The organism is Coprococcus ammoniilyticus (assembly GCF_025567345.1).
In the GTDB taxonomy this organism is placed as follows: domain Bacteria; phylum Bacillota; class Clostridia; order Lachnospirales; family Lachnospiraceae; genus Coprococcus; species Coprococcus ammoniilyticus.
On sequence record NZ_JAOQJS010000001.1, the window covers coordinates 212330 to 226229 of the forward strand.

Consider the following 13900-nt stretch of genomic DNA (forward strand, 5'->3'; position numbering starts at 1 on the left):
TTATCCCCATATCCTTATCTGACAAAATAAATGAAACCTTCATCACCCAGAGAAACCTTTGCATTATTTGTCAAAAATACATTTTTCTGTCCAGCTATGTTCTGTCCATTCACAAATGTACCATTTGTGGAGGCATTATCTCTGATATAGCTGACACCATTTTTTCTCTCAATGATGCAGTGGATCCGGCTGACATCTGAATTGTCTGTTACTGTATAATCTGCTTTGGTTGCAGATCTTCCGATTGAAAATTCCGGTTTATTTATATATATTTTTTCATTTGTTGCTATTCTTAACAGATACGGCACTGGCACCTGAGGCTTCTTCTCCTCAACCGGCGGTACCGGTGCTGCCTCCGGCTTCTTCTCCGGCATCGGTGGTACCGGTGCTGCTTCCGGTTTCTTCTCCGGCATCGGTGGTACCGGTGTTGCTTCCGGTTTCTTCTCCGGCATCGGTGGTACCGGTGCTGCTTCCGGTTTCTTCTCCGGCATCGGTGGTACCGGTGCTGCCTCCGGTTTCTTTTCCGGCATTGATGATGCCGGACGATTTGGGATTGGCGGCACAATTGGTTTGCCATCCGGTCCCATCTGCATTGGCATTGGCCGTCCCGGCATCGGCTGTCCATTCATTGGCTTGCCATCCGGTCCCATCTGCATTGGCATTGGCCGTCCCGGCATCGGCCGACCATTCATTGGCTTGCCATCCGGTCCCATCTGCATTGGCATTGGCCGTCCCGGCATCGGCTGTCCATTCATTGGCTTGCCATCCGGTCCCATCTGCATTGGCATTGGCCGTCCCAGCATCGGCCGACCGTTCATTGGCTTGCCATCCGGTCCCATCTGCATTGGCATTGGCCGTCCCGGCATCGGCTGTCCGTTCATTGGCTTGCCATCCGGTCCCATCTGCATTGGCATTGGCCGTCCCGGCATTGGCCGACCGTTCATTGGCTTGCCATCCGGTCCCATCTGCATTGGCATTGGCCGTCCCGGCATTGGCCGACCGTTCATCGGCTTGCCATCCGGTCCCATCTGCATTGGCATTGGCCGTCCCGGCATTGGCTTGCCATCCGGTCCCATCTGCATTGGCATTGGCCGTCCCGGCATTGGCTGTCCGTTCGGCATCGGTGGTACCTGACGGTTTGGCATTGGTGGCACTGATCCTCTGGCAGAAGCACCAGGCTGTACCATCTTTGCATTATTCTGCATAACACCAATACGGCTTACCTTGTCGTTTGCAGTTTTTTCTTCTTTTTTCTCTGTTTTTTTCTTTTCTTCCTCTATGTGGATTCCCATATCAATCAGAAGCTGATTGACAAATTCTTTCATATCACCAACTGAGAATGTTCCAAGTTTATTCGTAAATGTGATCAGTCTTGCTACATAATTATCCCGATCCATCTCAAAATAATGTGCATTACAGATAACATCTTTTACAAAATTGCGAACCTCATTCAGATCCGTGATCTCCTTATCGACACCTGCAACAATAAAATAAACATTCAGGCTCTCAGGAGCAACAAACACATACTGGATATCCTTGGCAACATAGCTTAATGAGATCATATTCATTCCAAATGCTTCCAGACCGCTTAAAAGGTTATACAGTAATGTCAGCATCTGCTTCTTGTTGATCTCTTTCTTGAGGAACTCGGTCAACTGTACCTTGTTGCCAATCTCATAAATAAATTCTCTCTGATTATCTTTCTTTTCCAGTCTGCACGGTATGATCTGTGGAAATTTTCCACTCACACCCTTATCTACCTTTTCATCAATAATATCAGTCTGATCCAGCACATATCTGCAGTTATATGTATCTCCCGTTTTTGTAAGTAATACTTTGTTCTTCTTCATGTCCCTCTCTCCATTCATGATCCGGAAATTCCAATACTGTCCGGATAATTATTTTCCATGTATACACCAAAAGCAGGTATTCCTACCTGCTCGTGTTCACCCGATCCGGGTGATAATATATATTAGCTTAATTTGAAAATGAAATCTTCTCCGCCGATTGTGATCGTCGCATCATTCTTAAGCTTAACTTCCTGACCTTCTTCCAGCTTCACGCCATCTACCAGTGTAGCATTTGTCGCTTTGTTATCCTTCAGGTAACAACCGTCATCTCTCTGATAAATGATCGCATGTACTCTGCTGATCGCACCGTTTCCGTCAATTGTGAAATCAACACCACGGTTTGCCTTACCAAGCTTAAATACTGCCTTATTTACCATAACACGTTCCTTTGTGTTTACACGGATAATATATGGCATTGCCTTCGGCACACCCGGTGCAGGTTTCTTCTCTTCCTCCGGTGTCTGATCCTGTACAACACTCATGCCACCTGTAAGTTCAACCGTTGTTCCGGTCGCTCCTGTTTCAGGCTCTTCCTTTTCTTCAACAGGAACCGGTGTTGTAAGAGTTTCAGGCTCTACTGCATCCGCCTCATCTACGTCACCCGCTCCCCGAATCTGCTCCGTTGGATTATCAATAACCTCATCATCCTCCATCTCAACAGAAGCCTTCTGAATGATCTTTGCACGGTTGATTCTTATGTTCTTCATAACCGGTGGTTTCTCGATCAGATTATCCAGATCCTGAGTATCGATCAATACCGGTTTTTCTTCCATCTTACTTTCAGCAGAAATCTCTGTCACACCCTCAGCAGTATGTGCAATCTCCTTGATATTAAATGCATGTGGCTTTTCTTCACCGATGTCCGCCAGATCAGCACCCGTCAGCATCTCTGTCATACCTTCTGACTCTTCTGTCTCCTCCGGTGTCTCTATCGGAATCTCTGTCGCAGGCTTAATATCTTCTGCCTCTGCTTCTTCTGTTTCCGGTTCTGCCTCATCATGAGCCGTTTCTTCTAACTCTGCATCTTCATCCAGTGTAAGCTCTTCCAGATTACTCTCATCGAACAGATCCATATTTACAGAATTCAGTGCGCTGTCAACATCTGCATTCAAATCCAGATCTTTGAAGATCGTATTCTCTTCTGTCGGTTCTTCCTCGTACATCTCAAGGCCATCATCGTCATCATCGTCAAATGATATATCCTTAAATTCCGGAAGATCATCCAGAGAGGTATCACCCTGTGGAATATCCACACCCTGAGAAACCTCCACGCCGGAATCTCCAACATCCATAAATTCTTCTTCTACCTGTAATCCGGCAGCCTCCATCAGCTCTGTGATCTGACTTACAAAACCACGGATCGTAAACTTCTCCGCATTCAGCATGTTGATAAGCTTTGCAACATAGTTGCAGTCTTCATCATCTGCATATGTAGAATTCAGGATCAGATCTTTAACAAATGCTTTAAACTCTGCATTTGCCGTTACTTCAGTTTCAACCGGAACGCAGATCATCTTCACATCAAATGTCACCGGATTCACATAAGTAAAATCCTTATTCAAAATTACATACGAAACAGGGATTCCAAGATCACGCATATTCATGATACCAGAAGCAACTCCCCGGATTATGCCCAGCATCATCTCTGCATGTACCGTGCCTGAAAGGAGTGCTCCAACTGTTGTTCTGTCTGTTATATTGTATGTAAGATAGTCATTCTCATCATCTTCTTCATAGATGATATCAATGAGTTCTGTAATTTTATTTTCATCAAGGTAATCCAGCAGCTCTTCGTCAAAGTCTGTCTCGTCATCCAGAACGTAAGACAAGTACTTCTCAGAGCCGATGTTTCTTACTTTGAAATTCACTTTTCTCATCAAATAATCCTCCTATCACACGTTTCGCTGTGCATATAAGGTAACAAATTATCCCATTGTTCATGCATACGCTATAATTATATATAATTTCACCATATATCGCAAGTCTTTTTAAAAAGAAATCAGCATTCTGCCCAATACACTACTGCGTATTGATATGTTCATCATACGTAGACGAGAAAATATGGCTTCCATCTCCCGCATCACTGGTATGATAATACAGATAATCATTCTCATCCGGGTATAATACCGCTTCTAGTGACGCCTGCCCCGGATTGCAGATCGGACCTACCGGAAGTCCGGTATTCCTATAAGTATTATATGGAGATTCGATCTCCAGATCATCATAAGTCACTTCTGTCTTATCATACATTCCATCTGTCAAAGGATACAAAACCGTCGGACACATCTGAAGCATCATATCAATGTTCAGACGATTGTAGATAACTCCTGCAATGATCGGTCTCTCACTGTCAATCTTGGCTTCCCGTTCCACGATAGATGCCATGATCAGGATCTGATAATCAGTATATCCAAGTTCTGCTGCCTTTGCGCTGTATTCTGAAGTATAAACGCTCTGAAACTTCTCCAGCATCGTATCGATCAGACTTGCTGCAGTCGTATCATCATAGATGTCATAGGTTGCCGGAAACAGATATCCCTGAAGGTCATACTTCACACCATCTGTATTCATATCTCCGGTACTGAACGGGATCTGATGGTTCCCATTCTTTACTTCATTCAGGAACTCATCTGCGCTGCAAATACCATGTTCCTCGCATTTTGCTGCTATCTGTTCAATACTGTAACCTTCCGGTATTGTCAATGTATCAACGACTTCCTTGACAGGTTCTACATAACAAAGATCCTCTATCATTTCAAGTGTGCTCATTCCGGTATTCAAAGTAAATGTCCCAGGCTGGATCCGACCTCTGTATTCCGATTCCTTCACGCGTAACACAAATGCGTATTCATATTTGATCAAACCGGCATCATGTAGAATCGCTGCCACCTTCTTTGACGATGCTCCTTCCGGAATCTCGATCGTTACATCTGTTCCCGATGCGCTCTCCGTCCCCTTGTACTCATCCATAAATCCATCATAGACATTTTTAATCTTTAATCCGCCTATCACAACAAGGGCAATAACGACGGCCAATACAATAATTACCTTAATACCTTTTCCGTTCTTCACTCTGCGTTTCTCCTTTTTCTGTTTGTAACTTTTTATTCCCCAATAAAAAATATACCCCAACCCAAAACAATGCATCCAACATTGACTTTGTAAAGCCTGTAATGATATGATAGCCTCATCATAAATGAAAGGATGCGATTTATTTTGGCAAATCCAATAGTAACAATTACAATGGAAAACGGTGATGTTATAAAGGCTGAGCTGTACCCGGACATTGCTCCTAATACAGTTAATAACTTTATCTCACTCGTAAAAAAAGGCTTTTACAATGGTTTGAACTTTCACCGTATCATCAATGGTTTCATGATCCAGGGCGGATGCCCGGAAGGAACCGGAATGGGCGGACCAAACTATAGCATTAAAGGTGAATTCTCACAGAATGGCTTCAAGAACGACCTGAAGCACACTGAAGGTGTTCTCTCCATGGCTCGTTCCATGCGGCCGGATTCTGCAGGTTCCCAGTTTTTTATCATGCACAAGGCCGCTCCTCATTTAGACGGTGCATACGCTGCATTTGGCAAAGTAATCGAAGGAATGGATGTTGTAAATAAGATTGCAACAACCCGAACAACTTACGGTGATCGTCCTGTAAAAGAACAGAAAATGGCTTCCGTAACTGTTGACACATTTGGTATTGATTACCCGGAACCTGAAAAAGCCTGACTAAAATTCAGTATAAACTAAAACAGCCATTTTGGAAACACATATTTCTCCAAAATGGCTGTTTTTTTATGTTTTTTCTATGACCGTCACTGCAACTTTCAGCAGGCTTAAGCACTCTTATTTTTCGTTCAGATCTACATCCCAGAAACCGTCTAATGTAGCAAAATAATCATCCGGTGTCTCTGCCCGGCGGATCAGCTTCGTGCTGCCATCCTCACAGAGAAGAACCTCTGCGGATTTCAGCTTGCCGTTATAATTATATCCCATTGCAAAGCCATGTGCTCCTGTATCATGAATTGCCAGAACATCTCCCATATCAATCTTTGGAAGCATACGGTCAATGGCAAATTTATCATTATTCTCACACAGAGAACCTGTCACATCGTATTTGTGATCGCATGGTTCATTCTCCTTACCAAGGACTGTAATATGATGATATGCACCATACATAGCAGGGCGCATCAGGTTGACTGCACATGCATCAACACCGATATATTCCTTGTGGGTGTGTTTCTCATGGATGGCTGTTGTGATCAGATGACCATATGGAGCCAGCATGAATCGTCCAAGCTCTGTATAGAGGGCTACGTCACCCATTCCTGCAGGAACCAGAATCTCCTCATATACCTTTCTTACACCTTCACCGATCGCAAGGATATCATTCGGCTCTTTATCCGGTGTATACGGAACACCTACGCCGCCTGACAGATTGATGAAGTCAAGCTTTACGCCTGTCTTTTCCTTAATCTCAACTGCTACCTCAAATAAGGTTCTTGCAAGAACCGGATAGTAGTCATTTGTCACAGTATTACTTGCAAGGAATGCATGCATTCCAAATCTCTTTACTCCTTTATCCTTCAGGATACGATACGCTTCTATGATCTGATCCTTGGTCATACCGTACTTGGCATCTCCAGGGTTGTCCATGATCGTTGTGGAAATAGAGAATGTTCCACCCGGATTATATCTGCAGCAGATCTTCTCGGGAATTCCTGCTGTCTTTTCAAGGAAGTCAATATGTGTGAAATCATCCAGATTGATCGTTGCGCCAAGCTTCTTTGCAAGGATGAATTCCTCTGCCGGCGTATCATTGGATGAAAACATGATCTCGTCTCCGGTAAATCCCAGTTTATCTGACATCATAAGCTCTGTCAGTGATGAGCAGTCTGTACCGCATCCTTCTTCCTTTAAAATACGAAGAATAGTAGGATTTGGGGTTGCCTTTACCGCAAAGAACTCCTTAAATCCCTTATTCCATGAAAATGCCTGATATAACTTTCTTGCATTTTCTCTGATACCTTTTTCGTCATAAAGATGAAATGGTGTTGGGTATTTCTTAATCATCTCATCAACCTGTGCTTTTGTTACAAATGGTGTCTTCATGATCATCTTACCTTCCTGTTGTATTTTGTAATTCCGACTATATATTTAAGCACACACATCTGGATTTGTAAAGAATACATATCAGATTCTGCATTCTTTATCTGTATAATACCACGATCTGTGATCTCTTTATGCATTATTCTCGGCTGCAACAAGGTTATCGCTCTTATGCTTCTTACGAAGGAGCGGCTTCTCGATCTTACCGGTTGCATTTCTCGGTACATCCTCAAAAATAATTCTTCTTGGTCTCTTGTATCTTGGAAGCTCCTTGCAGAATTCATTGATCTCATCTTCGGTACATTCCACACCGTCCTTTGTCTCGATGATCGCTGCCGTGATCTCACCAAGTCGTGGATCTGCAAGCCCTATAACTGCTACGTCTTTGACCTTTGGATATTTACTCAGGAAATTCTCGATCTGTACCGGATAAATATTCTCACCACCGCTGATGATAACATCCTTCTTACGGTCAACCAGATAGATGAAGCCATCTGCATCCTGCTCTGCCATATCTCCGGTATACAGCCATCCATCCTTTAATGTCTCAGCCGTTGCTTCCGGATTCTTATAATAACAGGTCATAACGCCAGGTCCCTTTAATAGCAGTTCTCCAACATCTCCCTGCTTCACATCTTTACCATCTTCATCTACGATACGCACCTGCCAACCATATCCCGGCACGCCGATCGCACCAACTTTATCGATATTCTCTACACCCAGATGTACCGCACCCGGTCCGATAGACTCTGACAGACCATAGTTTGTATCATACTGGTGATGTGGAAAATATTCTTTCCAACGTTTGATCAGGCTCTGTGGAACCGGCTGTGCTCCGATATGCATCAGTCTCCATTGATCCAGCTTATAATCTGATAATTTTACTTCACCTGATTCTAATGCCAGCAGCAGATCCTGTGCCCATGGTACTAACAGCCATACAATGGTACACTGTTCATCGGATACAGTTTGAAGAATCGTCTTTGCATTAACACCCTTTAACAGAACTGCTTTTCCGCCTGTGATCAGGCTTCCGAACCAATGCATCTTTGCACCTGTATGATATAAAGGCGGAATACATAAGAATACATCATCCTTTGTCTGTCCATGGTGCTTCTGCTCAACTGTAGCTGCATGCATCAAGCTCTCATGGTTATGTAAGATTGCCTTTGGAAAACCTGTTGTTCCTGATGAGAAATAGATCGCTGCATCGTCACTGTCTTTAATGTCTCTCTTTTCAAAGGTACTGGAACAGTTTGCTGTCAGCTTGTCGTAGTCCTCTGCAAATGTTGGGCAGTTGCCACCGGCATATAACAGAATACGCTTCTCTGCGATCTCATCTACAACTGTCTCAACTCGCCCGATAAATTCAGGTCCAAATACAAGTACATCCACATCCGCAAGCTCTACGCAGTATTTGATCTCCTCTGCATCATAACGGAAATTAAGCGGCACTGCCAAAGCTCCTGTCTTTAATGCTCCAAAATAGATCGGAAGCCATTCCAGACAGTTCATCATCAGGATACCGATCTTATCTCCTTTCTGGATTCCTCTGGAAACCAGAAGATTTGCAAAACGATTGGCTTTCTCGTTAAATACATTCCATGTGATCTCCCGTCTATACTGACAGGTTGGATTCGCCTCGATCAGCTCATATTCTCTCCATGTCACTCTTCTCGTCTCTGTGACATCCGGATTAATCTCAACCAGCGCTACATCATCCCCAAATTCTCTGGCATTTCTTTCCAGATAATCTATAATTGGCATACCTATATTCCTCCGTATATTACAACTTTTTCGCTCAAACGCTTTAACGCGTTAAACATCCATACCCTTTAGTATACTCAATCTCATCCGAATACACAAGCAGTTTTTTCTATAAATAATATCAGCTCGGGATTTATCTCTTTACATCTCCGGGTTCATTGCTGCTTTCAAGAAATCAATATACCGGTTCATGAGATCATTTCCACAGAATAATGTAATAGCCAGACCTACGCTTAAGAAAGGGCCAAATGCAAAATGGTCGTTTTTGCCATGGCTTCTGCGAACCAGACAGATCACGCCATAGATTCCGCCAAGGATCAGTCCGATAAAGAAACCAACTACTGTTGCTTTCCAGCCAAGCAAGAAGCCGGCAGCAAACATCAGCTTGATATCTCCGCCGCCAAAGCCTTCCGGAATAATAAGAACGATCAGATATAACGGAAGACTGATACAGATCATACCAATCAGTCTGGATACGATCGTAACCCCATCCATTGCAAGGAACTCAGACCCCGGAGCTGCATCGGACACGAACTGAAGGATCAGAGATACCACACCCATCACAAAAATAATGATATTCAGTATAAACGGGATCTCCATGGTATCCATATCTATAAAGGTCACTACCGTAAGAACCGCCAGAAACAGGAAATAAATAATCCCCTGTAACCCCATTCCGAAAAATCCGGTAAATAAAACTGCTGCCAGACCACCAAATATAATGATCCCTGCATTTCTGAACTTTCCCGGTTCATGCAGCCGCTCTAACTGCTGTTTCTCCGGTATCCGGTAGATCACCTTTGTCAGCAGATAGAAGATCACCATACCTGCAATAAAAAATCCAAGGCAGGCTGCCACCCTGCCAACTGTTCCTGATATCTCCAACCACGTCATATGCTTATACCCCTTTCACCTTTCATCTGTTTATAATTGCCTGCAAATCACCATTTTTAACTCACATGATTCATTCCGGCATGAACTTTACAACTATTTATTTCTATCGCATTACCACATTATATACTTCACGCTTTGGAACGCCACGGTCTGCTGCCGCCTGTTTGATCGCATCCTTCTTCGTCATGCCCTGTTTCTCATACATGGCAACATGTTCTTCTATCGTCATCGAAAGAAATTCCTGCTGCTTTTCTGCTTTTGCCGCAGCCACATCCATGCCCTCGATCACCATCACATATTCACCTCTCGGCTCATGCTCTGCATAATAGGCGATCGCTTCCGACAACAGAAACTGTTCGATTGTTTCATGCCGCTTCGTAAGTTCCCGGCAAAGTGTGATCCTGCGGTCGCCAAGTGTATTAAATAATTCCGCAAGTGTCTTCTGCAGCCGGTGTGGTGCTTCATAGATCACCATCGTTCTGGTCTCATCCTTTAATCCTGCAAGAACCTCTGCCTTTTCTTTCTTGTCCTGTGGCAGAAATGCTTCAAATGTAAACCGTCTGGTCGGCAATCCCGATGAGATCAGCGCCGTGATACAGGCGCATGCCCCCGGTACAGCTGTTACGGTTACTCCTGCTGCAAGTGCCTGCCGTACCAGCTCCTCGCCCGGATCCGAGATACCCGGCGTTCCTGCATCGGTTATAACAGCAATATTTGTTCCTGCAAGAAGCTTGTCCACCAGAACCTTCGCCTTATCATATTTATTAAATTCATGGTAACTGGTCATTGGCGTTTTAATCTCAAAATGGTTTAACAGCTTGATACTGTTTCTCGTATCCTCTGCTGCGATCAGATCCACCTCGGACAGTGTACGCACCGCCCGGAATGTCATATCCTCGAGATTCCCGATCGGTGTAGCGACCAGATATAATATACCCGCCATGTAGATTCTCCTGTTCTGTCTGTTTTATTTCTTTGCTTCTCCTTCATACGTGGCAAGAAGCTGTTCCGTGTAAACGCCCGGTTCTTTATAGACGATCAGCGGCGGCTCGATCTTGATTCTGGAATTACCGCCCTTTACGCCCTCTACGATCACCATATTCGGTTCTTTATCAATATATGGATGAATGAGCTGCATCCGCTTCGGTTCCAATCCATTTGCAAGCAGCCCTTCAAAGATCTCCGCCAGCCGGAATGGTTTGTGTATCATATAGAAACTGCCGCCCGGCTTCAGCAGATATGCTGCTGCTTCGATCACATCCGAAAGCGTCACGCAGATTTCATGTCTGGCAATATTCTTCGGTTCATCCGGATTCGTCAGTCCATGATTTCCGCTGATATATGGAGGATTCGATGTCACGATATCAAAAAAGGCCTTCCTGTAATTACAGGAGACCTCTCTGATATCTCCATGATCGATTCGAACCTTCTGTTCCAGATCATTTAATCGGACACTTCTTCCAGCCATCTCTGCACAGGCATCCTGAATCTCCAGACCGATAAATTGGCAGGTGCCGTCAGACGGCTCTTTTGCCGCCAGCAGGATCGGTATCACACCGGTTCCTGTTCCCAGATCCATGTACATGCCATCCCGTCTGTGCTTTACAAAATTTGCAAGCAGCACCGCATCCATACCAAAGCAGAACATATTCGGATTCTGTATGATCTGATGTCCCTTGCATTGCAGATCATCGATTCGTTCATCAGGGAGAAGATCAATCATCAAACTTGGATTTCCCTCCCTTATCTTCCAGTGCTTCCAATGCCTTATATTCTTCGTCGCTGATACGCTCTGTACTTCTGCGTTTCTTCGGCTTGAATTTTAATTCACTGACCGGATATTCCATAACCTCTTTATTGTCATCCTTATCCGTAACAACAATCCTTACCTTCTGGCGAAGAACGCTTACAGATAAGACTTCACCTTTGTTTCCATCTGTTGTACGGACAAAATCGCCAACATTTGGAAGTTTTTCATTCAAATATTCATATGTGTCCTGTTCATGCTTCAGGCAGCACATTAGTCTGCCGCACACACCGGATATCTTTGTCGGATTCAGAGACAGATTCTGTTCCTTTGCCATCTTGATCGATACCGGAACAAATTCCGAAAGATGCTTATGGCAACACAGTTCCCTGCCGCAGATACCGATACCGCCGACCATCTTGGTCTCATCACGGACACCGATCTGCCGGAGCTCGATCCTGGTCTTGAATACAGATGCCAGATCCTTTACCAGCTCACGGAAATCAATTCTTCCATCTGCTGTAAAATAAAACAGCACCTTGTTATTATCAAATGTATACTCCGCCTCGATCAGCTTCATATCAAGCTTATGCTTTGCGATCTTTTCTTTACAGATCACAAATGCTTTTTTGCTCTTTTCCTTGTTATCTTCATTTTTCTTCTTATCTTCATCTGTAGCTACTCTTATGATGGTCTTTAAAGTAGATACGATCTTGCCATCGTCTATATTTCTCTTTCCCAGAACCACTTTGCCGAATTCAACGCCACGGGCAGTCTCCACGATAACAAACTGTCCACATTCTACATCATGATCTCCCGGTGAGAAGAAATAAATCTTGCCGTTCGGTCTGAACCGGACTCCTATGATCTCTTTCATTATTTATTCTCCTTTATAGTCAGAAGCATAAGTTCCATAGCCACATCAAAATTAACATTTGCTTCCAGACGGATCTTCGCCTTATCCATCGCCTTTAAAACATTCTCGATACCCTCATAGGAAATGTGAGCTGACTGTTTGCGGATATCTGTATAATATTCCTTAAACATCAGTCGTCCGGCATTTCCTGTGATCTTTAACATCAGGATGTCACGATACCACATCATCATCAGATCAATATAATCACTGATCTTCAGCTTATGATGGTTCATATTCTTGATCGCAAATATAATATCATCGACTGTCATATCCGGGATCCTGCGGAGAATGCCTGTTACATCCTCTATGATCTCTTTATATTCTTCACTGGTCGCAAGCCGGATCGCCTTACCCAGATTTCCCTGTGCAAAGTCCATACAGAAATCTGCTTTTTCCTTTGGAAGCTTCAGCTCATTCATCAGGTAATCCAGTACATCCCGCTCTCTGACAGGCTTGATATTCAGTACGATACATCTGGAAATGATCGTCGGAAGGATCTTGTCAATATTGCTGGTCAGCAGGAAAATGATCGCATACTCCGGTGGCTCCTCGATTGTCTTGAGCAGAGCATTCTGTGCATTTGCATTTAAAAGTTGTGCATCGTCGATCACATAGATCTTGTACCGGCTGCTATACGGTTTGATCGTTATATCTTTATTTACCTGATCACGAATCTCCTCTACCGAGATCACATTTGGCTTGTCATGTGTGACCCATGTAACATCCGGCTGATTATCCGTATCCATCTGCTTGCATGATTTGCACTTGCAGCATGGTTCCGTTCCGCCTTCTTCACACTCCAGAGTCTTGATTATGGCACGCGTCAGAGTCTTCTTTCCGCTGCCTTCTTCTCCATTTATGATATAGCCCTGGGATACCTTTCCCATCTCTATACTTCTCTTAAAATGCTGGATTATATCCTCATGTCCGATAATTTCAGAAAATTCTATCATGCTATTCTCCTTGCTTATGCTATGGTCTTGCCAGCCATTTTTCTACATACGAAGTTATTATATCATGTATTGCCTCTTTTGGCAAAGCTGCATCGACTTTTACGATACGATCGGGATTCATTTCTGCAAGACTTCTATAGCCCTCAACAACCTTCTTATGGAAGTCCAGACTTTCCTGTTCCATACGGTCAAGCTCTGCCTGATTTTTCTTTCTGGCAATACCGACTTCTGCATCCAGGTCCATTAAAAATGTCATATCCGGCAGGATGCCCTGCAAGGCAAATTCATTTACTTTATAAACGGTATCAATTCCAAGTCCCCGTCCGATTCCCTGATATACGGCTGATGAATCCACAAAACGGTCTGCGATAACTGCTTTGCCTGCAGATAATGCCGGCTTGATATTCTCCTTTACAAGCTGTGCTCTCGCTGCTGCATATAATAACAGCTCTGTCATATATCCCATCTCTGTAAAATCTTTATTCAAAATGACCTCACGGATTGCTTCACTGACAGCATTTCCGCCCGGATCTCTGGTGATAAGTACATCATATCCCTTTTTATTCAGATAATCCTTTAACAGTTCGATCTGTGTTGTCTTACCGGCTCCGTCCGGACCTTCCATCGTTATAAATATTCCCTGCATATATTCCATGCT

12 protein-coding genes are annotated in these 13900 nt (G+C 43.9%); 1 reads left to right on the plus strand and 11 read right to left on the minus strand.

Features of this window, described 5'->3' with window-relative positions; all coding sequences use genetic code 11:
* Positions 1-14 precede the first annotated feature (14 nt).
* From OCV60_RS00885 to mltG, 3 genes are all read right to left on the minus strand, one after another.
* Entirely contained in the window at positions 15-1850 is a 1836-nt protein-coding gene (locus OCV60_RS00885) for an FHA domain-containing protein (protein ID WP_262529046.1), read from the minus strand.
* Positions 1851-1972: 122 nt separating this feature from the next.
* A complete protein-coding gene (locus OCV60_RS00890; RefSeq protein WP_262529047.1) occupies positions 1973-3727 on the minus strand; it encodes an FHA domain-containing protein in 1755 nt (584 codons plus the stop codon).
* Between the two features lie 142 nt (positions 3728-3869).
* Positions 3870-4922, minus strand: a complete 1053-nt coding sequence (mltG, locus tag OCV60_RS00895; RefSeq protein ID WP_021944558.1) for an endolytic transglycosylase MltG — start codon at positions 4920-4922, stop codon at positions 3870-3872.
* 144 nt (positions 4923-5066) lie between these two features.
* Between mltG and OCV60_RS00900 the strand changes: the two genes are divergently transcribed.
* Positions 5067-5585: a peptidylprolyl isomerase gene (locus tag OCV60_RS00900; protein ID WP_021944557.1), complete on the plus strand. Its 519-nt coding sequence runs from the start codon at positions 5067-5069 to the stop codon at positions 5583-5585.
* Between the two features lie 117 nt (positions 5586-5702).
* Here OCV60_RS00900 and OCV60_RS00905 read toward each other — a convergent pair whose 3' ends face one another.
* The 8 genes from OCV60_RS00905 to tmk form a co-directional block, all read right to left on the minus strand.
* Positions 5703-6971, minus strand: coding sequence for a diaminopimelate decarboxylase (locus OCV60_RS00905; RefSeq protein WP_262529214.1), 1269 nt, complete (start codon positions 6969-6971; stop codon positions 5703-5705).
* Positions 6972-7097: 126 nt separating this feature from the next.
* A complete protein-coding gene (locus tag OCV60_RS00910; RefSeq protein ID WP_117784635.1) occupies positions 7098-8732 on the minus strand; it encodes a class I adenylate-forming enzyme family protein in 1635 nt (544 codons plus the stop codon).
* Positions 8733-8873: 141 nt separating this feature from the next.
* Positions 8874-9626, minus strand: coding sequence for a prepilin peptidase (locus OCV60_RS00915; protein WP_117784634.1), 753 nt, complete (start codon positions 9624-9626; stop codon positions 8874-8876).
* Positions 9627-9729: 103 nt separating this feature from the next.
* Entirely contained in the window at positions 9730-10569 is an 840-nt protein-coding gene (rsmI, locus tag OCV60_RS00920) for a 16S rRNA (cytidine(1402)-2'-O)-methyltransferase (protein WP_117784633.1), read from the minus strand.
* Positions 10570-10593: 24 nt separating this feature from the next.
* Entirely contained in the window at positions 10594-11352 is a 759-nt protein-coding gene (locus OCV60_RS00925; protein WP_117784632.1) for a tRNA1(Val) (adenine(37)-N6)-methyltransferase, read from the minus strand.
* Positions 11342-12250, minus strand: coding sequence for a PSP1 domain-containing protein (locus OCV60_RS00930; protein ID WP_021944363.1), 909 nt, complete (start codon positions 12248-12250; stop codon positions 11342-11344). The genes OCV60_RS00925 and OCV60_RS00930 overlap by 11 nt, the downstream gene beginning before the upstream one ends.
* Positions 12250-13242, minus strand: coding sequence for a DNA polymerase III subunit (locus tag OCV60_RS00935; protein ID WP_021944362.1), 993 nt, complete (start codon positions 13240-13242; stop codon positions 12250-12252). The genes OCV60_RS00930 and OCV60_RS00935 overlap by 1 nt, the downstream gene beginning before the upstream one ends.
* 19 nt (positions 13243-13261) lie before the next feature.
* Positions 13262-13888 carry a dTMP kinase gene (gene tmk, locus OCV60_RS00940; protein ID WP_021944361.1) on the minus strand — a complete coding sequence of 209 codons (627 nt, stop codon included), beginning with the start codon at positions 13886-13888 and terminating at the stop codon, positions 13262-13264.
* Positions 13889-13900 lie beyond the last annotated feature (12 nt).

What these genes read in the sequence shown, in the direction of transcription:
- OCV60_RS00885 (WP_262529046.1), bottom strand. Translation starts at nt 1,850, where the DNA reads ATGAAGAAGAACAAAGTATTACTTACAAAAACGGGAGATACATATAAC.
- OCV60_RS00890 (WP_262529047.1), bottom strand. Translation starts at nt 3,727, where the DNA reads ATGAGAAAAGTGAATTTCAAAGTAAGAAACATCGGCTCTGAGAAGTAC.
- OCV60_RS00910 (WP_117784635.1), bottom strand. Translation starts at nt 8,732, where the DNA reads ATGCCAATTATAGATTATCTGGAAAGAAATGCCAGAGAATTTGGGGAT.
- OCV60_RS00915 (WP_117784634.1), bottom strand. Translation starts at nt 9,626, where the DNA reads ATGACGTGGTTGGAGATATCAGGAACAGTTGGCAGGGTGGCAGCCTGC.
- rsmI (WP_117784633.1), bottom strand. Translation starts at nt 10,569, where the DNA reads ATGGCGGGTATATTATATCTGGTCGCTACACCGATCGGGAATCTCGAG.
- OCV60_RS00930 (WP_021944363.1), bottom strand. Translation starts at nt 12,250, where the DNA reads ATGAAAGAGATCATAGGAGTCCGGTTCAGACCGAACGGCAAGATTTAT.
- OCV60_RS00935 (WP_021944362.1), bottom strand. Translation starts at nt 13,242, where the DNA reads ATGATAGAATTTTCTGAAATTATCGGACATGAGGATATAATCCAGCAT.
- tmk (WP_021944361.1), bottom strand. Translation starts at nt 13,888, where the DNA reads ATGCAGGGAATATTTATAACGATGGAAGGTCCGGACGGAGCCGGTAAG.